Annotated in this window: 24 protein-coding genes; 9 read left to right on the forward strand and 15 right to left on the reverse strand. The window is 37.8% G+C overall.

All coding sequences use genetic code 11. From position 1 onward, the window contains the following. Positions 1–358 precede the first annotated feature (358 nt). The 5 genes from AC1M83_RS11330 to AC1M83_RS11350 form a co-directional block, all read right to left on the reverse strand. Positions 359–2,236, reverse strand: coding sequence for a 5'-nucleotidase C-terminal domain-containing protein (locus AC1M83_RS11330; protein ID WP_092767840.1), 1,878 nt, complete (start codon positions 2,234–2,236; stop codon positions 359–361). 63 nt (positions 2,237–2,299) lie between these two features. Next, positions 2,300–3,895 (reverse strand): FAD-dependent oxidoreductase, encoded by a 1,596-nt coding sequence (locus AC1M83_RS11335; protein ID WP_092767838.1) that lies wholly within the window; start codon positions 3,893–3,895, stop codon positions 2,300–2,302. Beyond that, on the reverse strand, positions 3,892–4,353 hold the full coding sequence (locus tag AC1M83_RS11340; RefSeq protein ID WP_092767835.1) for a hypothetical protein: 462 nt from the start codon (positions 4,351–4,353) through the stop codon (positions 3,892–3,894). The genes AC1M83_RS11335 and AC1M83_RS11340 overlap by 4 nt, the downstream gene beginning before the upstream one ends. Before the next feature lie 163 nt (positions 4,354–4,516). Continuing rightward, complete coding sequence (locus AC1M83_RS11345; RefSeq protein WP_092767832.1) at positions 4,517–5,131, reverse strand: YidB family protein; 615 nt, start codon at positions 5,129–5,131, stop codon at positions 4,517–4,519. 101 nt (positions 5,132–5,232) lie between these two features. After that, a complete protein-coding gene (locus tag AC1M83_RS11350; RefSeq protein ID WP_092767830.1) occupies positions 5,233–5,700 on the reverse strand; it encodes a DUF6231 family protein in 468 nt (155 codons plus the stop codon). Positions 5,701–5,731: 31 nt separating this feature from the next. On the opposite strand from AC1M83_RS11350, the gene AC1M83_RS11355 reads away from it, so the two are divergent. Continuing rightward, the gene (locus AC1M83_RS11355) at positions 5,732–6,607 is read left to right on the forward strand and encodes a DUF2797 domain-containing protein (RefSeq protein WP_092767828.1); all 876 of its coding nucleotides are present in this window, start codon (positions 5,732–5,734) and stop codon (positions 6,605–6,607) included. 35 nt (positions 6,608–6,642) lie between these two features. Here the strand turns inward: AC1M83_RS11355 and lpxB are convergent, their stop codons facing one another. Further along, positions 6,643–7,812, reverse strand: coding sequence for a lipid-A-disaccharide synthase (gene lpxB, locus AC1M83_RS11360; protein WP_092767860.1), 1,170 nt, complete (start codon positions 7,810–7,812; stop codon positions 6,643–6,645). Between the two features lie 186 nt (positions 7,813–7,998). Here lpxB and AC1M83_RS11365 point away from each other — a divergent pair, with 186 nt between their 5' ends. The 3 genes from AC1M83_RS11365 to AC1M83_RS11375 all read left to right on the forward strand — a co-directional run bounded on the left by AC1M83_RS11365 (position 7,999) and on the right by AC1M83_RS11375 (position 10,800). After that, positions 7,999–8,874 carry a sulfite exporter TauE/SafE family protein gene (locus tag AC1M83_RS11365; protein WP_481590715.1) on the forward strand — a complete coding sequence of 292 codons (876 nt, stop codon included), beginning with the start codon at positions 7,999–8,001 and terminating at the stop codon, positions 8,872–8,874. Between the two features lie 261 nt (positions 8,875–9,135). Then, entirely contained in the window at positions 9,136–10,227 is a 1,092-nt protein-coding gene (locus AC1M83_RS11370) for a 3-deoxy-7-phosphoheptulonate synthase (protein WP_051586615.1), read from the forward strand. A gap of 48 nt (positions 10,228–10,275) precedes the next feature. After that, complete coding sequence (locus tag AC1M83_RS11375) at positions 10,276–10,800, forward strand: phosphatase domain-containing putative toxin (protein ID WP_092767824.1); 525 nt, start codon at positions 10,276–10,278, stop codon at positions 10,798–10,800. Between the two features lie 10 nt (positions 10,801–10,810). Here the strand turns inward: AC1M83_RS11375 and ispF are convergent, their stop codons facing one another. Next, the gene (gene ispF, locus AC1M83_RS11380; RefSeq protein WP_092767822.1) at positions 10,811–11,296 is read right to left on the reverse strand and encodes a 2-C-methyl-D-erythritol 2,4-cyclodiphosphate synthase; all 486 of its coding nucleotides are present in this window, start codon (positions 11,294–11,296) and stop codon (positions 10,811–10,813) included. A gap of 98 nt (positions 11,297–11,394) precedes the next feature. Between ispF and AC1M83_RS11385 the strand changes: the two genes are divergently transcribed. Beyond that, positions 11,395–12,048, forward strand: a complete 654-nt coding sequence (locus AC1M83_RS11385; RefSeq protein ID WP_092767858.1) for an A1S_1983 family putative colistin resistance protein — start codon at positions 11,395–11,397, stop codon at positions 12,046–12,048. Between the two features lie 23 nt (positions 12,049–12,071). Here AC1M83_RS11385 and AC1M83_RS11390 read toward each other — a convergent pair whose 3' ends face one another. The 4 genes from AC1M83_RS11390 to AC1M83_RS11405 form a co-directional block, all read right to left on the reverse strand. Further along, positions 12,072–12,920: a DMT family transporter gene (locus AC1M83_RS11390; RefSeq protein ID WP_092767820.1), complete on the reverse strand. Its 849-nt coding sequence runs from the start codon at positions 12,918–12,920 to the stop codon at positions 12,072–12,074. A 77-nt stretch (positions 12,921–12,997) separates the two neighbouring features. Then, on the reverse strand, positions 12,998–14,035 hold the full coding sequence (fba, locus tag AC1M83_RS11395; RefSeq protein WP_035269168.1) for a class II fructose-bisphosphate aldolase: 1,038 nt from the start codon (positions 14,033–14,035) through the stop codon (positions 12,998–13,000). A gap of 132 nt (positions 14,036–14,167) precedes the next feature. Beyond that, positions 14,168–14,416, reverse strand: coding sequence for a hypothetical protein (locus AC1M83_RS11400; RefSeq protein ID WP_035269170.1), 249 nt, complete (start codon positions 14,414–14,416; stop codon positions 14,168–14,170). Positions 14,417–14,536: 120 nt separating this feature from the next. Continuing rightward, positions 14,537–15,724, reverse strand: coding sequence for a phosphoglycerate kinase (locus AC1M83_RS11405; RefSeq protein ID WP_092767819.1), 1,188 nt, complete (start codon positions 15,722–15,724; stop codon positions 14,537–14,539). 138 nt (positions 15,725–15,862) lie between these two features. On the opposite strand from AC1M83_RS11405, the gene AC1M83_RS11410 reads away from it, so the two are divergent. Both AC1M83_RS11410 and AC1M83_RS11415 read left to right on the forward strand, forming a co-directional pair. Beyond that, on the forward strand, positions 15,863–16,246 hold the full coding sequence (locus tag AC1M83_RS11410; protein ID WP_035269188.1) for a DUF2237 family protein: 384 nt from the start codon (positions 15,863–15,865) through the stop codon (positions 16,244–16,246). After that, the gene (locus tag AC1M83_RS11415) at positions 16,246–16,857 is read left to right on the forward strand and encodes a Maf family protein (RefSeq protein WP_481590716.1); all 612 of its coding nucleotides are present in this window, start codon (positions 16,246–16,248) and stop codon (positions 16,855–16,857) included. Before AC1M83_RS11410 ends, AC1M83_RS11415 begins: the two co-directional genes overlap by 1 nt. A gap of 117 nt (positions 16,858–16,974) precedes the next feature. Here the strand turns inward: AC1M83_RS11415 and AC1M83_RS11420 are convergent, their stop codons facing one another. Next, on the reverse strand, positions 16,975–17,730 hold the full coding sequence (locus tag AC1M83_RS11420; protein ID WP_481590717.1) for a hypothetical protein: 756 nt from the start codon (positions 17,728–17,730) through the stop codon (positions 16,975–16,977). Between the two features lie 176 nt (positions 17,731–17,906). Between AC1M83_RS11420 and AC1M83_RS11425 the strand changes: the two genes are divergently transcribed. Both AC1M83_RS11425 and AC1M83_RS11430 read left to right on the forward strand, forming a co-directional pair. Next, on the forward strand, positions 17,907–19,073 hold the full coding sequence (locus tag AC1M83_RS11425; protein ID WP_481590718.1) for a ribosomal protein uL16 3-hydroxylase: 1,167 nt from the start codon (positions 17,907–17,909) through the stop codon (positions 19,071–19,073). A 110-nt stretch (positions 19,074–19,183) separates the two neighbouring features. Next, on the forward strand, positions 19,184–20,854 hold the full coding sequence (locus tag AC1M83_RS11430; protein WP_481590719.1) for an FMN-binding glutamate synthase family protein: 1,671 nt from the start codon (positions 19,184–19,186) through the stop codon (positions 20,852–20,854). Between the two features lie 36 nt (positions 20,855–20,890). Here the strand turns inward: AC1M83_RS11430 and AC1M83_RS11435 are convergent, their stop codons facing one another. The 3 genes from AC1M83_RS11435 to murB are packed head-to-tail and all read right to left on the reverse strand — an operon-like array spanning position 20,891 to position 24,094. Next, entirely contained in the window at positions 20,891–21,919 is a 1,029-nt protein-coding gene (locus AC1M83_RS11435; RefSeq protein WP_035266046.1) for an alpha/beta hydrolase, read from the reverse strand. Beyond that, positions 21,919–23,049, reverse strand: a complete 1,131-nt coding sequence (locus AC1M83_RS11440) for a YdcF family protein (protein ID WP_481590720.1) — start codon at positions 23,047–23,049, stop codon at positions 21,919–21,921. Before AC1M83_RS11440 ends, AC1M83_RS11435 begins: the two co-directional genes overlap by 1 nt. A gap of 10 nt (positions 23,050–23,059) precedes the next feature. Beyond that, positions 23,060–24,094, reverse strand: coding sequence for a UDP-N-acetylmuramate dehydrogenase (gene murB, locus AC1M83_RS11445; RefSeq protein ID WP_481590758.1), 1,035 nt, complete (start codon positions 24,092–24,094; stop codon positions 23,060–23,062). Positions 24,095–24,103: the final 9 nt, after the last annotated feature.

Consider the following 24,103-nt stretch of genomic DNA (forward strand, 5'->3'; position numbering starts at 1 on the left):
AATTTCTACCAATTATTAATGATAATATATATCGATCAATCAACCAGTAAAAATCCACACAAGTTGTTCTTCATAATCTCTTAATGATCTTTCTAACATCTCGTCAATGCTAGAAGCTGGACTCGAAACACTTAACAACTCAGCAACCTGCTTCGCTCGTTTCCGTGTATCTCGTCGGTATGGGGTGCATTCTATAGATTTTTTCTTCCCTTGCAACCCCTTATTTAAACAAAAACTCATGCATGTTTGTTTTTTAAGCAAATTTATGTTTTTTACACTAAAAAATACACAAAAACGATTAATTAAATTAAAAAACCCCAATTAAATTGAGGTTTTTCAGATCAAAAAGCTCTAAATCTTATTCTATGTATTTTTGAGTACTATAATATGAAGTAGGTAATTTTCGAATTGTTTTTATTTTTTGATGACCATCTATTGAATTTAAGTAATTTAAGAATGCTTCTGCATAGTCCAATCCAACTTCTATTCGACGCTCACCTGTAATTTTTTTCAATGTATGATAGTAATCAGCACCATCAGCTAAAAAATTGATGGTTACAATTTTATATAACTGATTTAAATCTAATGGCACAAGCTGGTCAAACCCATTTCTGACTTGAATATTTGTAATACGCTTTCCAATAGGCTGCGTCATATCAACTTGCCAAGTTAATCCAGCCGTATACGGATAACTTCCAGTATTTTTTTGTTCAATCACGCCTGAAATGGCATCTTCAAGCGTATCTTTAATTTCTTGACCAGTCATATTCAATTGAACGAGCGTATTTTTGAAAGGTAAGACTCGGAAGATATCTGCTACAGTGATATTTCCTTTCGCCAAATCAACTCTTACTCCACCTGCATTTTGAAATGAAATATCAGCATTAAAATATTCTTTGCCTTGTTTAAGAAATGCTTCGGCAACCATTTGTTGAATATCACCACCATGGACATCGACATGCGCATTCAAATTACACACATCACCTAAAGATGATCGTGAGCGATCAAATTGAGTTCCCGGCACACGTCTTGAACATAAATTATCAACTGCCTGCCCAACAACTTTGACTGCAAATAATTTTTTAGATTGCTTATAGCGCTCTAAGACACTCAAAATATTTTGATCTTCTTTAATAATAGAAAAAGGAGCTCGTTCTTCTTCGAATTGATGTTCTATATATTTTTTTTCTTGATCACTGACTCTTTCATTATTTTGCTTACGTTTAAAATCATCGCTAATTAACACATGCGGTGTACCCACACAACTTTGAACCGCACCATCTGCATTAAATTTTACGTTAAGTTCACCAACCACATAACTGTATTGCCATGCTTGAGCAACACAAACAGATTCGCCATTTTTATTTTTCAATTGTAATGGGTAGGTAGCGACAGGAGACATACCATACTTTTCTAATATATGAGGTCCAAACAATGTGTGAGAGTCGCCTCCAATTATCACATCCACATCCGTAAGTTCTTGTGCTAATTTTTGATCAAGTTCATAGCCTACATGTGTTTGTAAAATAATTTTTTTAATTCCCTGTTTTTTGAGTTGATTAATCTCATTTTGAGCTACTGTAATTTCATCTCGGAATAATGTGTCTTGATTTGGTTGAGAGGAGTTTTTAGTTTTTGATGCAATGGTGAGCCCCACAACCCCATATTTTTCCCCATCCCGCTCAAGAACAATAGATTTTTGAATCCGATCTGTCTGATATAAAGGTGAACTCACCCCAAATTCAACATTTGCAGAAAGAATCTCTGTTCGCTCTTTACACTGTCCTTCGTCTAAAAAACCAATAAAATCTTTTAAGCCTTGATCTTTTGCATCAAATTCATGATTTCCCAAGGTGAAAGTATCAAAACACACTGTATTCATCATTTCAGCATCAGCTTTTCCATTTGAGAGGTTGTAATACAAATCTCCTGTTATCGCATCACCAGCATGAATTTTCACTACATTCTGATGATTTTCTGCCATTAGATTCATAAATGTTGCTACACGAGAAAATCCACCACGGGAAACGACTAGTTGTTCTTCACCATGACCTAAATCGAAATTAAAGCTAAGCTCTTCACCATCTAAATGGGAGTGATGGTCATTAATATGAAGAATTTTCAACTCTGAGGGTTGTGTAATATTAGGATTAGATTTTTGGTCATCTCCACCACAACTACTTAGCAATAACGATGTCGTTAATAGAAGACCTGTTATTTTTATCTTGTTCTTCATTTGAATACTCCTTTTTTTTAAACCAAGAGTATTCAACGAAGATATGACATTATGATGGTGGATTTATGACACTTTATCGAAATGACTAATTTTATATTTTTCTGCAAATCGCTCAGCTAATGCCGTAATGGTCAAACTCGGATTAACACCAACATTCACAGGAATCGCACTCCCATCAACCACATATAAGCCTTGATAGCCAAAAACCTGATGATTAGAGTCAATCACACCTTTAGAGGAATCCTCAGCCATAACTACACCACCCAATATATGCGCTGTAACAGATAAGTGCCCCATACTTTCCAATATATTATTCTGTGCTTGACCACCACTTACTTCAGCAAATTTTTCTGCAGCTTCATTTGCTAACGGTATAAAAGACGGCGCTCTTTCTCCAACTGAAACCTGCGTTTTCAAAAAACGCCTAAAACCTCTGAGTGCAGTACGTCCATATACAAATCGTATTTGATTGTCTGCCTGTTGCATGACGGTTAATACAGTGACACGTTTATGCCAGTTTTTAGAACGCCATGATCGAGTTGAAACAAAGGGGTGCAGAAAAAAATGCTTTAAAACATGGAGTGCACGTTTTACAGGTTGATCGCCATTGACCAGTGGTCCCATATAAAACTTCATAAACTCATAACTTGCTGGAAATCGATTCTGAGTAATATGTGTTTTGTCATCTGCATGAAAATGACTGGAAATGGTCGTCCCTCTCGTTAAATCTATTGTTTTATCATTATTAGAGATCGCAACAATCGCCTCACTATTGGTTCGAATATGTTCACCTAACTGACCAGAAATATTCGGTAAGGTTTTAAACACATCTCTTGAAGCAAACAAAATTTCAACAGTTCCTATAACACCTGCGGATAGAATGACCTGTTTCGCAGAGTAATCTTGTTTTTCTTTGGAGTTAAATGACTGATATGTATGAATGATATATTTTCCATCAACATGTGAAAGATGAGTTACTTTGGTTTCTGGAATAATCTCAACTCCATTGTTCTCTGCAAGATATAAATAGTTTTTATCCAAACTATTCTTCGCACCCTGCGCACACCCCGTTATACAATTTCCGCACTGATTACAGCCTATTCGTTCGGGACCTTGACCATTCAAAAGTGGATCACTCACCCATTGATGAGGATCACCAAAGTAAATTCCCTGTGGTACAGTGTCAAAACTATCTCCAGAACCCATTTTTTCTGCTGTTTGTTTTAACCACTCATCTTGCTGACCTTTATATGGATTTAAACTTACACCTAGCATGGACTGAGCCATCTGATAGTGCGGTTGTAATTCCCTCTCCCAGTCTTCTGACAAATGACTCCAAGTTGGATCACGATAAAACTTTTGACCTGGTTTTAACAACACAGCAGCATAAACAACACTGCCACCACCAACGGCAACCCCTCGAACCACACCCATATGTTGGAATACGTCTTGTGCAAGAAAACCCTTCATCCCTAACGTCGGTGCCCAATTTAAGTATTTAGAACTCCGACTTGCTCGATGTAAATCATCTTCAGTGAGCCTTCTTCCCTGCTCTAGCACAGCTACTTTTAATCCAAGCTCAGACAATCTTAGCGCAGATACACTTCCACCAAAGCCTGAACCTACAATAATGACATCATATTCAAATTTTGATTTCATACATCACGACTTAGAATAAATGGAAATGAAAAATGCTTTAAAAAAGGAAGATTAATGATAGTCATACACAACATCGTATGTTCATCAAGCTGTCTTAACTCATCAACCACCCAACGCCATGGAATTGGTGCTGTCTTGCCATAATACAAGGCGATCGTTTGTTTTCCATCAATCAAAGACGCCTCTTCTAGACACTCCATTTGAAGCTTTTCACTTCTCTGACCGCGATTGAGTAAAATATTAGTGACTAAATTTTGATTGATGAATTTTTTCCCAAACCATCCCCCCAATCCACTTAAAAATAAACTCGGTGCTGCAGACACTCTTAACCACCAAGGACCAATAAACTGAGCCTTATATTCTCCTTGTCTCATGGCAAGTGGCGCGGATGACAGTTGTTGATAGGTTGCCTTAATCGAGGTCAACGAAGCAGTGATTAAATGCTCCTTACGGATCATGAATTTCTCCCTCAATGATTTTTGTTTTATTCAGCATGTCCTATGCTTCTTTATGAAATATATCAATCGTTTAAATTTTATTCCACTTACATACTTTGCTCGATTGCATAAAAAAAGCCGGATGTGACATACATTCGGCTTTTCAACTCAAATTAATTTCACTTTATTTCTTTAAAAATCCTGATACAAGATTCAACACATTTTGTATATCTGAATTCGCTTCTTGTGGATCGGTCTTATTTGCTTGAGGTGTAAGCGAATCAATAATTTGTGGTAAGACTGAAGAAATCGCACTGTATACATCCTGTTTAGGAACTTGCGCTTCTTGTGCAACTTGCTCTACATCTTGCTGATCAAATAAATTTTGAACCTGTTGCGTGCTGACATTGGCATTTTCGCCAGGACCAGTTGAAACCCAATCATCCACTTGACTCGTCAGACCCTGACCTTTCAGTTGATCAAGTGCACCTTGCAAACCGCCATTTTTTTGAATCCAATTGAGAATTAAAGGAACTACTGCGATTAATAAGGTTTGAGCGTTTAGACCTGATGATTTGCCTACACCACCAGGTTGACTACCCGATAAACCACCAAGTACAGATCCCAAAATCCCTCCCAATCCACCTTGTTGTTGGTTTTGATTGGTCTGATTATTTTGTCCCGTTAAACTCCCGAGTACCGAACCAAGTACACCACCCAATCCCGATTGATTAGATTGTGGATTACCGCCTAAGGCCTGTTTCGCTAAAACTTCAACAATATTACTTAAATTTGTCATCAAGACACCTTTACATTCTTATTTTCATTGATCAGCATATCGTTAAAAACATGGCTTTGTACATTGAAATTGTTGTGTTTTGATAAACTCAAAGTTTGCCATTACCATCGAAACTTATTCCAATTTTCTGGATTAGCCCAAAACTTAGAATTAAACCAATCTGGCACATGCTTATAATTCAAAATATTGAATTGCCATAAGGCGAAATCTTGCTCTGTATTTTTTTGCTCAATGAGCTGCGTGAATCCCAGACTTCTTAATAATTGTTCATCTGCAATATGACTCAACACGACGATTCTTTTTGCCATTAAATCACGCAGTTTTACCAGCATTTGTGATTTATGATGGGTTGATAGTGTATCCATCTGTTCATTATTTAAAATCACAACACCTAGATCATAGCGTTGCTGAAAAGGAAGCATTAAAAATTCAGTTACGTTAAAATGATTCCATTGGATTGTTTGAGCATAGTCTTGGCTGAGATCCTGACCAAGACATACGGCAGTTTGAATTGGCTGTTCTTTAGATAAATCGTCTAGCATTGACGTGATGACATTTTTCTCAGCCATGAGCTGCACCTTATTTGAGTGAGATTAAAGCATGGAATTACAGGGCATTTGTCATAAAATGCACGCTGGTTTAACCAACCTAAGTGTAACTGAACAACAAACACAACAGGCAAATGTTGAATATAAATTTATTTTAGATCGTTCAGAAATCAATCTCCCGTTCAACTTAGGTCAAGAAATTGAAATTGAATGGACCGGCAAAATTTACTGTGTTTCCTGTGGGAATAAAACACCAAAATCATACTCCCAAGGTCACTGCTTTAAATGCATGAAAACGAAAGCAGCCTGTGATATGTGTATTATGAAGCCAGAAACATGCCATTACCATTTAGGGACTTGTCGTGAAGAAAGCTTTGCTCAAGAAGTATGCTTTCAACCCCATATTGTCTATCTTGCCAATTCAAGTGCATTAAAGGTTGGCATTACCCGTTTAGGTCAAATGCCAACACGTTGGCTAGATCAAGGGGCTACCCAAGCTTTACCTATTATGAAAGTGGGCTCTCGTCGGTTATCAGGACAACTTGAAGTCATGTTTGGTACGCAAGTCGCTGATAAAACAGACTGGAGAAAATTGCTGAAAGGTGAAGCGGAAAAGGTAAATTTGTTAGAGATCAGAGATGAATTGCTCACGGAGTTTGAACCTCAAATTGAAACCATTCGAGATGAGTTCAGCATGAGCCTAGATTTCAATGAAAATGTAGAAATTTTAGAAAACGAACTTCCTCGTGAATTCATTTATCCTGTCGATCAATATCCTGAAAAAATTAAATCGCATAACTTAGACAAAACGCCAGTCATACGTGGAAAACTGCACGGTATCAAAGGACAATATCTGATTATGGACACAGGTGTCATCAATATACGCAAATATACGGGTTATGAATTAAAAATTCGTGCTGATTCATAATGCTAAATCAATAAAGCCTCAATATGAGGCTTTTTTTAAAGGATAGATAGAATTGCGTGCACTGGATCTTCATTTTGATCCGACAATAGTTGCTTGTGCATCGTCAACAATTGCATAGATTGTATTTTTGAGTTTTCGATATTCATCAACAACTCAATCTCATGTGCTAAGTTTTCTGGAGTTGCATCATTCTGGATTAACTCCTGAATTACTTTTTTACCTGCAATAATATTAGGTAAAGAATAATAAGGAATTTTCACTAAAAGTTTCGCAATCCAGTAGGTCAAACTATTTAGTTTATAAAAAGTCACCATGGGACGATGCAATAACATCGCCTCAAGTGTTGCAGTACCCGATGCCAACGCCACAATATCACTGGCATCCATGACCATCCGACCTATTTTAGATTCCGCATCAATATTTTCCATTAACTTGATATTATCTCTGAGTCTATCTGGGTAACCTATTAAGATCTGCTCAATTTGTTGTTTACGAGCCTCATTGATGGCTGGAATTAAAAATTGATACTCAGGATATTTTTGATGGACAATCTTCGCTGCATCTAATACAAGCGGCCCTAACTTATCAACTTCACCACGACGACTTCCAGGCAGTAATGCGATATGTTTTTGTGCAGGATTTAAACCAAGCGCCTGCTTTGCATCGAGTATAGGATTTTCCAGCGGTAATTGATTAGCGAGAGGATGTCCAACAAATACCGCTGGCACATTAAATCGATCATAAAAAGTTTTTTCGAATGGGAATAGGCAAAGCACCAAGTCAATTGAGGCTTTGATACCATGAACACGACCTTGACGCCATGCCCAAACCGAAGGACTCACATATTGAACAGTCTTAATTGGCAACGATTTTTGCTTTATTTTCTTTGCTAAGCGCAAGTTAAAATCTGGTGCGTCTATCCCTATAAAAATATCAACAGGTTGTTTAGTCCATTGATCAACCAAGCCATCTCGAACCGCAAAAAGTTTTTTAATATCTTTTAATACTTCAACAATTCCCATCACCGATAGAATATCCATCGCATAATAGCTTTTAAAACCCTCTGCAATCATTTGAGGACCGCCAATTCCTTCAAATTCAGCATTAATTCCCTGCTCTCGAAAACGACGTATTAATTTGGCGCCTAAGGTATCACCTGAAACTTCACCAACCACAATGCCAATTTTAAGTTTTCGATTTTGCAAATGAATATCCTCTTTCATGCTCTACAAGTATCTTAACATAAGCATCTCATAACAGATTGAGTTCTTGAAATATCTTAACTTAGTAATGCTTTATCTTATTTTTGAATAAGTAAATGAATAATCAAGACAACAGCTTATATTCAAAAATCATAAGATATGCCGGTTTTCTGATAAGTAGCACAAACGATGTACGGTTCTATTGAATATATTTTAGCAGGTGTTTTAGTTGGTTTCTGTGTAGGGGTCACTGGCGTGGGTGGTGGCTCACTTATGACGCCTATCTTAATTGGTTTATTTAAAATTGAACCACATATTGCAATTGGTACAGATCTACTTTATGCCGCGATTTCTAAGTTTTGCGGCTCTTTTGTACATGCAAAAAAGCTTAATATTGTTTGGCCCATCGTCATTTGGCTTGCGATCGGAAGTATTCCAGCCTCTTTAGCCACAACTTGGGTTTTAGACAACTATTTGAGTCAATCCACACATTACAAAGCCATTCTCACGATGGTTTTAGGCTTTATGCTGACCATTACTGGTATTTCAATTGTATTCCGTACCCAGGTAGAAAAATTCTTCAAAAAATTTTCCAAAGAAGTTACTGAACAGGAAGTTGAATTAACTCGAGAAAAATTAAAGCAGAAGCGTTTATATATAGCTTTAATGGGTATTGTACTGGGTATTTTTGTGACCTTGTCTTCAGTTGGCGCAGGTGCATTCGGCATTATGGCGCTGATCATCATGTTCCCTAATTTACCTATGATTAGAATTATTGGTTCTGACGTTGTACATGCAGTTTTACTGACGCTCGTTGCAGGTATGGGGCATATGAATTCAGGTAATGTGGATTTCAATTTATTAATGTGGCTTTTAGTCGGATCGATTCCTGCAATCATCGTTGGTACGCTGGTGAGCTCCCATTTACCTGAAAAAATTATTCGCAAGGTACTGGGCATCACCTTATTTGCCATTGGTGTTAACTTCATGCTTAATCCAGTCAAAGCGAAACCTGTGACCGCACCTGAGGCAGTTATTGAAACCTCAACTCAAGTCCAGTCTTAATTAATATCATGTTCAAACTGTAACCTCAGTGAAGCTGTATAATTCACTGAGGTGAAATTAAATGATTTATTCAATTTAATAATTTTCAAAAATTAAATCATTCTATACAATACAAGTAGAAACTCTGATTAATACCAAAAAGACAATTTCATTACTTTTTTTTATTAAATCCATTCAACTTTTTGATAACAAATGATCTACTGAATCATGCTATATTCAATAGATTGAACATTTTCTTGTAAAAACGAACCAGTGACGGCAATGAATACTTTACAGTCAAATTCTATCACCCAAAACGACATTGATGACGTGAATGTACAAAGCATTCAGCCTCTTGTTACTCCTGCTGAATTAAAAACAGAATTACCGTTAACTGATAATGCATACCAAACAGTCCTAAAAGGTCGTGAAACTGTACGTAATATCTTAGATGGCAACGACAAACGTTTATTCGTAGTCATTGGACCGTGCTCTATTCACGATCCTGCAGCAGCTCATGATTATGCTGATCGTTTAAAAGTCTTAAGCGAAAAAGTGAAAGACACGCTTTATATCATCATGCGCGTGTATTTCGAGAAGCCTCGTACAACAGTGGGTTGGAAAGGCTTAATTAATGACCCTGACATGAATGACTCTTTCAACATTGAAAAAGGTTTACGTTTAGGTCGTAAATTATTGCTTGAACTCAATGAGAAAGGTCTGCCATGCGCAACTGAAGCGCTTGATCCAAACTCTCCACAGTACTACCAAGACTTAATTTCTTGGTCAGCAATAGGTGCACGTACAACAGAGAGCCAAACACACCGAGAGATGTCTTCAGGTTTATCATCTCCAGTTGGCTTTAAAAATGGTACGGATGGCGGTCTCACTGTTGCAACCAATGCGATGCAATCTGTAAAACATGGTCATAGTTTCCTTGGCTTAAATGACCAAGGTCAAGTTTCAGTCATTCGTACTAAAGGTAACCAATATGCCCATGTCGTGTTACGTGGTGGTAATGGCAAACCGAATTATGATGCTGGTTCTGTAGCTGAAGCTGAAAATGCATTAGCGAAAGCAAAAGTAAGCAACAAGATCATGATTGATGCGAGTCATGCCAATTCTAATAAAGACCCATACCTTCAGCCATTGGTTCTAAAAAATATCACTGAACAAATTTTAGATGGCAATAAATCGATCGTAGGTATTATGGTTGAAAGTCATTTAAAAGGTGGCCGCCAAGATATTCCTGCAAATCTTTGCGATTTAGAGTATGGTAAGTCTGTTACAGATGGATGCATTGATTGGGAAACAACTGAAAAAGTTTTGTTGGAAATGGATGCAGCTTTGAAAGACGTTCTACCACAACGTTAATCAGATTAAACGCCATCACACGATGGCGTTTTTTTATAAGGTTAAATCATGGATCAACTCGAAAAAGAACTAAGCTCAATCCCCCATTTTCAATTTGTTCATGAGCATTTGTTTAGCTCAGGTCAGCCAAACGAAGAACAACTTAAATCAATTAAAGCCTATGGTATCGATACCATCGTTAATCTCGCTTTTAATGATGCTACACCGAACTTAAATCATGAAGATCGCTTGAGTGCTGAAATTGGTCTTAACTACATCCAAGTACCTATTGATCCAGAATTTCCACATGATGATCAATGTTTATTTGTACTCGATCTGATCGATCATCTCGTTAAAGAGAAAATGGTCTGGATACATTGCACCGAAAATCATCAATGTAGTTCATTAATCTATCTGTACCGACTACATTATATGAATATGGATTTACCTACTGCACATGAGCTATTACACCAAGTATGGGAACCCAACAACACTTGGACTGGCTTAATGCACGCGGTCGGCTTACAGTTGCAAGGACGTAAAGCTACTCAAGAACTGCAAGCCTCTTTGATGAAAGCGCAAAACTTTGAATGATCGAAATTGCTCATTGATGACTAATTAATACGGTCGCTGTAGACAGGATTCCTTCCTGACGACCAGTAAACCCTAATTTTTCAGTGGTAGTGGCTTTAATACTAATCTGATTGATATCCACATCAAGTACATCTGCAATACTTTGACGCATATCTAAATTATGTTTCGCTAATTTTGGACGCTCACAAGCCACTGTAATATCCGCGTTATTCAGTTGATAACCACGATCCAATATCAACTGATAAACATGCTTTAATAAAACCTTACTGTCCGCGCCTTTGAACTGTTCATCAGTATCTGGAAAGTGCTGTCCAATATCACCGAGCGCTAAAGCACCCAACAATGCATCACAAAGTGCATGTAAAACTACATCTCCATCAGAGTGTGCTTTCAAACCATGTGTATGCGGAATACGAATACCAGCCAATGTGACATAATCGCCTTCCTCAAAAGCATGAACATCAATACCTTGACCTATACGAATAGCTAAGCTCACATTGAACTCCTTTACACAGTTTTTGAAAATGAAATCTTGTATTCTTTGATTCTTGTTCGCTATAGTAGATGCGCAAACATTTGAAAGTATAAGCGATGATGTTGTCAAAAAGCGTATCAAGTTGGATGAAACCTTTAATTTCTATCTTTTTCATTGGATTAAGCAGTGTTTCTGTCGCACAGGCACAACTTATTCAATGCGATAAGCCTCAATCAAGTTTTAAAAATTCCATGATTTGTGCTGTTGATTTTTCATCTTTGAGAGATGAATTGAATGAACGCTTTTTAACATCCTACTTAGTTACCGATGCACCAACTCGATTAATTCAAGATACACAACAGCTTTGGCTGAATCGACTGCAGCAGTGTAAAAATAAAAATTGTGTGTCATTACAAATCAATCAACGCATTGATGATTTAAACTTTTACATGTCAATGAATCAAACGCTTACTCAGCATTACATCAAGTTTGAACAAGGTAAAATTGCAGCGCAACCTGTACACCTTAAGATTCATCAATTAAGCAAGGATCGCGTCAAAATTGAAGGTATTGCTTATCGTAGCCCTAATAATCGCCTAGAAACCCAGACCATCCCATTATTGGCTTATACAACCACTCAAAGCAAACACGAAATTACTGATAATGAGCATGATTGTCATTACAAACTCAAATATCAAAAATCATTACTGATTGTCTCAACTGAGCAAACAGGCTGTGAGCGCTTTAGTGGAATCTATCGACTATATGATTAAACAGAGTGTATGCAAGTTCACAGTTAAATTGCGAATGCTAAACACAACACTCCTGTGATCGCTAACAGAATACCTAAGCTGTTTTTTAGGGTTATTTTTTCTTTAAAAACTAATATACCTGCGATCACACCTAACACTACGACTAGAATATTCATACCAGCGAATACGATTGCAGGTGAATCCTTTAACAACATATGTGCTTTCACATAAAGTGCAATATTGGCAAAATTCAATACACCTAAACTTAGTCCAGCAAGAAAATTTTGCACTGTCCATGATGTTTGACGCAGGGACAAATATCCCATGGAAATAATAAAAGCAAACACAAACATCAAGTTTAAACTGACTGCAAATTTTAACCCTAAACTTGTACTGTATTTTAACAGAACATCTACGAGTGCATAGCCAAGCCAAACTGCGAGCAAATACATTCCTGCTTTTTTTGTTTGCAATGTTGGTTTCGATGTTTTAGAAAAAATGATCAAAACAATTGCACTCAAACCCAATGCAATACCAATCAATTTCAGGGTGCTAAATTTTTCTTGGAAAAGAAAATAGGCTGCCAACAATGAAAGAACAACGGATAATCTTTGCGCGATTTCAGTTCTGATAATTCCAGCTTGATCAAGTGATTTGGAGAGCAGCAAGAATATTGAGGGTAATGCTATCCCCAACAACCCAATAAGCCACCAAGGTGTGGAGGTTAATGATATTTGGTTGAGGTCTGGCTTAAACCAAAAAAAACAGAGTATCGTGGCGATAGCATAATTCCATGCAATCATTTGCATGACATCAAATCCACGAGACTTACTAAACTTCAATAAAATCGATACTAGTACGCTGCACAAAGCTGCTGAAAAAATCAGTTCCATAATTTGCTCTTGTTTTTTTATTCAAGAAAAAGCCCACAATCACTGTGGGCTTTTAAAATTATAAATAATTTTATTAATTATTTATAACGATCTACCATTTTCTCTAAAGAAATAGGGCGAATCTTGTCAGCATGACCTGCTGTACCAAATGCAGTATAACGATCTACACAGATTTGCTTCATTGCTTCAACAGTTTGAGCAAAGAATTTACGTGGATCAAATTCGCTTGGTTTTTCAGCCATCATACGACGCATAGCACCTGTTGAAGCTAAACGTAAGTCAGTGTCGATATTGATTTTACGTACACCGTGTTTAATTGCTTCAACCAACTGCTCAACAGGAACACCATAAGTTTCTTTGATGTCACCACCGTATTGGTTAATAATCGCTAACCATTCTTGTGGAACTGAACTTGAACCATGCATTACAAGATGAGTATTTGGAAGTGCAGCGTGGATCTCTTTAATACGATCGATCGCTAAAATATCACCTGTAGGTGGACGCGTAAATTTATAAGCGCCGTGTGAAGTACCAACTGCAATTGCTAACGCATCAACGTTAGTATCAGCGACAAATTGAGTCGCCTCTTCAACCGAAGTAAGCAGTTGTGAATGATCTAGAACACCTTCAGCGCCAACACCATCCTCTTCACCAGCCAGACCAGTTTCAAGGCTACCTAGGCAACCAATCTCACCTTCTACAGATACACCACACGCATGTGCCATTTGAACAACACGACGAGTTACATCTACGTTGTAATCATAAGTTGTTGGTGTTTTACCATCTGCACCTAATGAACCATCCATCATTACTGATGAAAAGCCTAATTGGATTGAGCGTTGGCAAACGTCAGGATCAGTACCATGGTCTTGGTGCATCACAACTGGAATGTGTGGCCATTCTTCGATTGCAGCCAAAATAAGATGGCGTAAGAATGGAGCACCAGCATATTTACGAGCACCAGCAGATGCTTGAACAATAACAGGTGAATTTGTTTCATCTGCGGCTAACATAATCGCGCGCATTTGTTCTAAGTTGTTTACGTTAAACGCTGGTACGCCGTAACTATGTTCTGCGGCGTGATCCAAGAGCTGGCGCATTGAAATAAGAGCCATAATTTCCTCCCAGGTAATGCTCCATATTCTAACCTGACCTGTGTTTCAATTCAGCAACAATTGACAGTATTTCATAAAAAATCCCTGCAATTGCAGGGAGATTTTCGATTTAGTACTGATTGATGTACGAAATCACTCCGCCGTTGCTTGATCAGCAGGTGCATTTGCAACTTCTTCAGGAACATCAGTATTATTTTCATCTTGTAATGGCTGATCAATAGCATCAATAGCCGCTTGTTGTTCAGCACTAATATCTGATGCTTCAACAGCAACTTCTGATGTTGATGTTTGATCTGCAGCTGGTGCACTTTCTTGTTTAGAACAAGCCGTCATAGCAAGAGTAGCAGCCAATAGTGCAATTACGCCTAATTGTAATTTCATGATGTTATTCCGCATGATAAATCAGATTATGATCATAATATTTCAAAATTATTTCATTTTCATGACGAAAATTAGTCATAAAAAAAGACCTTCTTAGAAGGTCTTTTTTCTTAAATCCAATTAAGCGCGTTCAAGTAGAACAGCGACTGCTGGTAATGTCTTGCCTTCTACAAATTCAAGGAAAGCACCACCACCCGTTGAGATATAACCAATTTTGTCAGCCACTGCATACTTATCAATCGCAGCTAAAGTATCACCACCACCGGCGATAGAGAAACCTTCAGATTCTGCAATCGCTAAAGATAGCGCTTTCGTGCCCTCACCAAATTGATCAACCTCAAATACGCCTACTGGACCATTCCAAAGAATTGTTTTTGAAGTTTTTAAAATTTCAGCAAATGCTTGAGCTGTTTCTGGACCAACATCAAGAATCATGTCATTGTCAGCAACATCTTCAACTTTTTTCACTACGGCTTTTGCTGCCGCTAATGAGCCAAGGAAGTCATCAAAGTTAATTTCTGATGCGTCAGCAACAACAACATCTGTTGGCAATGGAACCGATACTTTCGCAGCAATTGCTTTAGCTGTATCGATTAAGTCATTTTCACAAAGTGATTTACCAACGTTATAGCCGGCAGCTGCTAAGAATGTATTCGCTATACCACCACCGACAATGAGCTGATCACAAATAACTGATAACGATGTTAAAACATCTAGTTTAGTCGATACTTTTGAACCAGCTACAATAGCAACCATTGGTTTTTCAGGCGTCTGAAGCGCACGACCAAGTGCATCTAATTCAGCGGCAAGTAATGGACCTGCTGCTGCAACTTTAGCAAGACGAGCCACACCTTCTGTTGATGCTTCTGCACGATGTGCAGTACCAAATGCATCCATCACAAACACATCACAAAGTGCTGCATATTTTGCTGCCAACTCTGGATTATTTTTCTTTTCGCCTGTGTTAAAGCGACAGTTTTCGAGTAACACAACTTGGCCTGGTGCAACTTCAACACCATCCAAATATTCAGTGAGTAATTTAACTTCTTGACCCAATGCTTCAGTTAAGTAGGCAGCAACAGGTGCAAGTGATTGTTCAGCTTTAGGCTCACCTTCAACTGGACGACCAAGGTGAGAATAAACCATTACTGCTGCGCCTTTTTCAAGAGCGGCTTTAATTGTTGGTAATGCAGCGCGTAAACGTGCATCACTCGTAATCACACCATTTTTAACAGGAACGTTTAAGTCTTCACGGATCAGAACACGTTTACCTGCTAAATCGAGGTCAGTCATACGCTGAAAGTTCATGTATAGCTCACTTTATAGATATCAAAACCGCATAGATTCTAAATGATTATGCTAAAAAAGGTGAGTAAAATTTCAGAAAAGCTGTAGAAATCTTTAGATTTGATTATGATAGATGGAGTCGAACCACAAAGTGTTGCTATGTCTATCCATCCAGATCCAAGTATTAATCGTTTAAATGTTTTCGGCGAACCGCTCGCCAGTTGTTGTTTTGATCCTATTACAGGATATTTCAGAAATGGTTTTTGCCACACTGCGCCCTCTGATTTAGGTCAACATACAGTCTGTGCCGAAATGACGTCTGAATTCTTAAGTTTCTCGCAACGAATTGGGAATGATTTGACAACACCACTACCCGAAGTTGGTTTTCCCGGTTTAAAGCCTGGTGATTTCTGGTGTATTTGTGTGACGCGCTGGGTTGAAGCTTATCAGAATGATATGGCACCGAATTTAAAACTTCAGGCTTGTCATCAATCAGTACTTGCTTATGTCCCGATCGACATTTTAATGGAATTCTCAGTGTAATGAATCATCATGTTGCTTCAACGTCAGCAAGAATTATTTTAGCTTCTGGCAGTCAGACACGTAAGGAACTACTTAATCGATTACATATCGATTTTGAACAAATATCACCCGATATCGATGAGACTCCGCGTGGGGAAAGCCATGCCGATGATCTTGCCTATCGACTTGCATATGAAAAAGCAAAATATTTTGCTGAGAAAGATCCAGATGCGATCGTTATTGGTTCTGATCAGGTGGCTTGGCGTGAAGGCGCACCTGATATATTTATTGGAAAACCTTTAGCTCCTGAAAAAGCAATCAAACAACTTCAAGCAAATTCAGGAAAAATTGTTTATTTCAGTACAGCTTTGAGTGTTCAACACGCTTCATCTGGGTTTGAAGAAACCATTGTTGAACATTATAAGGTCAAATTTAGGCATTTGAATCTTGAAGAAATTCAGCGTTATGTCGCACTTGAACAACCTTTACAATGTGCTGGAAGTTTCAAATGTGAAAGTTTGGGCATCAGCTTATTTGAAGAAATGATCGGTCAGGATCAAACAACTTTAATGGGTATGCCGATGATCCAATTGTGTAAGATTTTACGTGAATTGAAAATTCTAGTGCCTTAATTCCTTCTTAGATTTGCAAAAACCGAGCATGATTGTTCGGTTTTTTGGTTCATTTTTCAATATTTCAATAAATTTATAATTTTTTAAAAAACTTAAACTAATGAGAAATAATATTATTTAAGTGTATTTGAACTCCTCAAAAATATCTTTATCAAATTTAATTTCTGCATAAGAAAAATCATATTTTTCAGAATCTACTATGTTTTTAGGATATTTAACTCTAAAGAATCCACCAATACTTGACTCAAACTCATCTGTTTGACGTCCATTTTCTACAGTAAACACATTAGAACCCGAACTAAATGACCAAGTATAAAATTGAGATGCCATCAAAACTGTTAATCCAGATACTGCATTTATTAAATTTTTAAGGTTTGCTTCTTCAAATTTTTCATGGCGATCGTGTTTAGTGCTGTTATATGCTTGATACCAAGACAGAGGTGCTGTATTTGAAAACTCTTGGAATGGTACTGTAGTACCATCATTGCCTTTCCAATTTGGTATACATACCTTATATTGAGAAAGATAATGACTTTGCTCAACTTTTCTATAGTCCCTCATATTCCAATTCTTCGGATTAATAGGATATTTATTTTCTTTAAGAATAGCAGTAAAGTTAGCTTCTACTTCTATACGCGTCCTTACAAGTAATTCATGAATTCTATGAGAATAAGTATTAGAGTTTTTATCTGCAGGTTCTATGTAATTAAAAATTTTTTTCAGATCTTCCTGTATCAATAAAAAAGCTCTAATAAAATCTGCAGGAGATTTTGCATATCGTTCATGCTGGATGTACTCCGATTTTCCTCCATACCCATACGTGTTATCTGTAAACATTCTAACTGTTCGTCTATAAGGTTTTTTAATACCCATTTTCAATTATTCTCTTAATTTTTTTAAAACATCAATTGCTTTTAACACATTTTTATAAAAATATTTCAAACTTATATAGCTTATCCAAAACAATATCCCCACTTATTAATTTCCATCACTTGCAGAGCTTCCACAGTTCAAGAGACAATAAGCCAAACTAAATTGTAGTCCTTATTATGTCCCAAACTTTAGATGTTCTCGGCGGTATTAGCACTGAAAAATTCCTTACGGAATATTGGCAAAAAAAACCTCTCCTCGTACGTAATGCAGTTCCTGAAATTGTGGGTTTACTTGAACCCAATGATGTTAAAGAGCTTGCACTCGATGAAAACGTGACTGCGCGTTTAATCAAACAAAAAGATCGCGACCCTAACCAATGGAATGTGAAGTCATCACCACTACTCAAAGCAGACTTCCAAAAAATGCCAAAATTATGGACACTGCTCGTTCAAGCGGTCGATCACTATTCGTTTGATCTTGCTGAATTATGGAAAAAATTTCCTTTTATTCCTCAATGGCGTCGTGAAGATATTATGGTGTCTTACGCACCACAAGGTGGTTCTGTCGGTAAACACTTCGATTTTTATGATGTATTTTTAGTTCAAGGTTACGGACATCGCCGTTGGCAATTAGGGCAAATGTGTGATGAACAGACAGCACTCGTTGCAGGTCAGCCTTTAAAACTTTTGCAAGAAATGGAAGTTCATTTTGATGAAGTTTTGGCGCCGGGAGATTTACTATACGTCCCACCTGGTCTTTCTCATTATGGCGTAGCTGAAGATGAGTGTTTAACCTATTCTTTCGGGTTCCGCATGCCAAATATCTCAGACATGATGGATAGTCTTGGTGATTCTTTTTCAGAACAAGAGCAACTGAAAAAACCATTATTAGATATCACACGCTCTGTCAGCACTGCTGTCGGCGAAATTTCAGATCATGAGCTTAGCTATTTGCGCGAACAACTTTTAGCTCAACTGCAAAATCCTGAGATGCTAAATGAAGCCATCATGTGTCTCGCTTCGCAACCTGGTTATCCTAACAATATTCCAGAAAATGACGAAATTGGAACAGGTGATTTAGAAGAAGCACTTGAAGAAGGTTATTTATTAAAAATCGAACCTGCTTCACGTTTGCTTTATAGCAACTTCAATGATGAACTTAACTTTTGGGCAAATGGAGAGCGCTTATGTATCTCCGAAGAATTTAAACCTCATTTAAAACGTATCGCTGATGGTGAAATGATCGCTTTAGATGAAAGTTTATATGATCAACATATTCTTGAAGATCTCGCGGAACTCTTGAATAGTTCGATCATTATGTTGCTTCCTTCGGAAGAAAACTAAACCCATAAATATAAATTGTTAGCTTACAGCTGTAAGCTAACAATTCACTACTTGTCTGATTCCATAGAAGTTCGTATGGTAATTGCAGTAAAGAACGATGGAAAATAAAAATGGCAAGTCCTGCTCAAGCAATAAGACATAAATTACTGAACACTTTTTTTTCAAGACATTCTGTATGGTTCGCTTGTATTATCATCGCCCTGAGTATTACGTGGCTTAGGCTATTTTACAGCCCCCATTATATTTATTATTTTCTATCCGACAGTGTCATTAATATTATTTGGCTACTGACCAGTTTACTCAGTGTCTTAGGCCTATATGATGTACTTCAAAATAAACATTCAATTTTAAAGAACTACCCAATCATGGGGCATTTTCGCTTCTTATTTGAAGATTTCAGACCCGAAATTCGTCAATATTTTATTGAATCAGACCAAGACGCTTTACCCTTTTCAAGAATGCAACGTAGCTTAGTCTATCAGCGTGCAAAGAATGAAAATGCTGATAAGCCTTTTGGTTCAATTATTGATGTATATCAAGATGACTATCGTTTCATTACCCACTCTCTTGCACCGAAACTCCCAGCTGATACCAGCACCTTCCGTATTAAAGTGGGTAATGATCAATGCGCTCAACCTTATATCGCATCAATCATGAATATCTCAGCCATGAGTTTTGGAAGTCTAAGTGCTAATGCAATACGCGCACTTAATCTCGGTGCCCACATGGGTCAGTTCTATCATGATACTGGCGAAGGAAGCCTAAGCCCCTACCATCTTGAAAATAATGGAGATATTGTTTGGCAAATCGCCAGTGGATATTTTGGTTGTCGAACTGAAGACGGTCTATTTGATCCTGAAAAATTTAAAGCTCAAGCAAAACATCCCAATATCAAAATGATTGAGCTAAAACTGTCTCAAGGAGCAAAACCAGGTCACGGCGGTATTTTACCCAAACATAAGATTACAGAAGAAATTTCGAAAATTCGTGGTGTTCCTCGTGATCGCGATTGTATTTCCCCGCCAAGCCACCCTAGCTTTAATACACCGATTGAAATGATGCATTTTATTCAAAAGTTACGTGAACTATCAGGTGGTAAACCTGTTGGATTCAAATTATGTATCGGACAGCCTTGGCAATTTATGAGTATTGTCAAAGCGATGCTTGAAACCAATATTGTTCCTGATTTTATCGTCGTAGATGGATCAGAAGGTGGAACCGGTGCTGCACCGATTGAATTTAGCGATAATATCGGAACACCACTGCGTGAAGCGCTCTTGTTTGCACACAATACCTTAATAGGTGCTGGATTAAGAGATAAAGTAAAAATTGGTGCAAGTGGTAAAATCATCAGTGCTTTTGATATTGCAAGTACCTTTGCCTTAGGTGCAGATTGGGTGAATTCAGCTCGTGGATTTATGTTTGCTGTCGGTTGTATCCAAGCTCAAAGTTGCCATACCAATCAGTGTCCTGTTGGGGTAGCAACACAAGATGCTGAGCGCCAAAAAGCAGTACATGTACCAACGAAAGCAGAACGTGTTTATAATTTCCACAAAAATACATTGCATGCACTGTCGGAAATGATAGCAGCTGCAGGTTTAAATCATCCGAGTGAAATTAAAGCTCATCATCTCGTGCAACGTATAAATGATCGTGAAATCAAAAATTATGCTCAATTACATTTTTGGTTAGAATCGGGTCAACTATTGAACTGTAAAGATAAAGACGAAGAAAATTTCTATTTCAGAATGTGGAATTTGGCAGATGCCAGCAAATTCTAGTTTCATCAAAAAGGTGCTGAAATCAGCACCTTTATTTTAAAAGTATCCTTTATGACTTTGCGCATGTAAGAATGCTGGGATTAAACCCGTTAATGCTGCCCGTATATCCGCACGCTCATTGATCAACTGATGAGATCCCTCCTCTAACATGAGCAAGGTCTGAAGGCGAAACTTTCTGCGTATAAATTCGATATTATAACGCCAGTCTACGGTTTGATCTTGAGCACCTTGAGCGAGCCAAACTGGAATTCGGCATGCAGGTCGATTTTCCATTTCCAACATCCACTTTGACATTGCTAATATCCAATCCATCCCCATCATACGCGGTTGTAGTGGATCTTTTAGACGTACAAATCTTAAAAATTCAGGATTGTGATTATTGCGTTTAAAATGTCTTGGAACTTCACGTTTAATACGGCGAATGATGCCCAAGCCTACTGGATTATGCCACCATGCTGTTTTTGCAGGTCTGACTAATGGCGACAAGAGTAATACGCGTTCTACAATTGGATTTTTACGTTGTTCAGCAAACTCCAACAAATGATGCATCCAAATTGCACCACCAGTACTCTGTCCGATACCTAGCCATGGTTTAGGCAATTGATCAGCTTGTTTTACATATTGGTGAACCGCGTGGAGTACTTGCTGATAATGATCAAAGTTCTGAATGCTGGCAGCATTGCCATCACTTAACCCATGTCCAGGCAAGTCATAAGTTAAAACACTAAACCCTTGATCCAGCAATTCACCAATAATTGGTTGGTAAATCCCACTGTGTTCCAAATAGCCATGCAATAAGAATACAGTACCTTTCACCTGCTCTATGCGAGGTTGATACACCTGCACATGAAGTTTGAACAAAGGCATTTTGATATAACCCTGCCAATAATTCGCTTCAAGACGATCAAGTGCGTAAAGATGACGATAAGCTTGAATCTCTTTCGAAGGAGAATAAGGTCGATTTAAGTTTAAAGGTTCCAACCTTAGTGGTGTTTGTTCTCGATTCGGAATGGGTAAATCGAGTTGTTTCAACACATTTGGATTCAGAAATGGAATATCAGACATTATGGCACCTCCCGACAACCGCTAGAGCCAAACATTACATCTCTGATCGTGGCAAGTAATTCATAATTTGCACGACGACTGTGATCGTAATTTAATTGGCTAGGACGCCATGTTGTCAGCATTGTAGGCATAGGCGCTTCAACAGGAATTGTCTTAATACCGTTCAAAGCAAAAAGACGTCGTGTACGTGTCATATGATAACGATCGGTAATCAGAATCACTGTCGGCGCTCCTCCTTTTTTTTGTAATAATAATGAACTAAAGCGTGTATTCTCACAGGTATTCATGCTGCGTTGCTCTAATAGATTCGCTTCTACCCCACGCGATGCTAGCCAAGATTGCATGTACGGTGCTTCAACACCACTCAACACAATAGGTAAATCCGTTTGCTTCTCAATCTCAAGTGTTTTTTCTAGTCTAGAGCGTGTGTAATCATTAACTACGATATCAATTTTATTATCCCCTAGCGTCAACCCACCACCCAACACTACTATCGCATAAGGTTTATCTTGTTGATTTGATAAAGTTTTATTTTCATTTTGAATCAACGCGATATCTTTATAGATTTGCGGATCTAATTTTTGAACCTCATCATCTTCTAAGGGATGATTTCTAAGGAAAAATTCATATTTTTCCATTAAAGCCAAGCGCTGATTTTTTTCTTCATTGATGGATGAATTTGTTGAATCAGTTTGGCTTATGGCAACATCACTGGCTAAATCAGGCTGATCAATTGCGAAGACAACATCCTCTTTAGTTTCATTCTTTGTATTTATATCTGTAAGCAATTCATCTTTAATTTTTTGTTTTAATAAAACATAGCGAGTTTGAATTTCAGCAAGCTGTTCAGCCCCTTGATCATTCAATTGTTCTTCAATAAGTTTGAGATAAGCTTGTCTTGCAATCCACAACCTTGAACCAGGCTCCAAATCCTCCTTATCAGTTAACGCTGCCATTTGCTGGCTCTTGGCCGCAATTTCGTCAACTTTGATAGGGACAAATGCGTGAAGTGATTTCACAACAAGTGCTGAATAAAATGGTGTATACCAGAAAACCATGAGACAGCTCAAAAGTGCGAATATGATCGCCATCATACGCACCGTTGTCACCATCCAATGTTTTCTAGACATACTGTCCTTTTTATACTAAATGAGATTGAATAGAACCTTTTTGATCGAACAAAACAGGCTCAGGTTCTAATAAAATACCAAACTTATTTAACACATCTTGCTGCACAGAGCGATAGGTTGCCTGCACATCTGTGAGAGATGCATCGGCGTAATTGACTAAAACTAAAGCCTGTCGATCAAACATTCCCACTTTTCCTAATTTTTTTCCTTTCCAGCCTGATTGGTCAATCAACCAACCAGCTGCAACTTTTACGGAACCATCCGCTTGAGGATAGTGTGGAATCGTGGGATGAAGCTGTAAAACTTCCTCAAATTTCGTTTTAATTAAAATCGGATTTTTAAAAAAGCTCCCTGCATTTGGATATTCTGCAGGATCTGGGAGTTTACTTTGACGAATTTTGATCACTTGTTGCTGTAAATTATATGGCGTAATGTCATCGCCCATCGCAGCATTTAAATCTCCATAATGCATTTTGAGTTGTGGGTGTTTAAGTAATTTAAAGATGACCGCAGTAATAACAAACCGCTCAGGGTGATCTTTAAAAATACTGTGTCGATATGAAAAATGACAATCACTCGCTTGGATTTGTACGATTTCATTTTTAGTACGATCAAAAGCCTCTACAAATTCAATAAATTCACCGACTTCAACGCCATAGGCACCGATGTTCTGAACAGGTGCAGCACCCACCCACCCTGGAATCAATGCGAGATTTTGCAATCCATAAAAACCTTGCTCTGTTGTCCATAGCACGAACTCATGCCAGTGACGTCCAGCACCTACTCGAATTGTTACATAGGTATCATCTTCAGCAAGCAGGACAAGATCATCTAAATGTAATTGAACAACCAAAGCATCTAGATACTCGGGAAGCAGCATATTACTCCCCCCAGAAAGTATCATCATGTTTAATTGAGCTTGCTCAGCAAATTGAATTGCTTCTCGCAAATCTTGAAGAGATCGAACAATACAATAATGAGATGCAACAGCATTTAAATTCAACGTATTGAAAGACTGGAGTTGTATATTAGTTTGAATATCAATCATATTTTT

The organism is Acinetobacter sp. 25-47-130, from assembly GCF_056779705.1.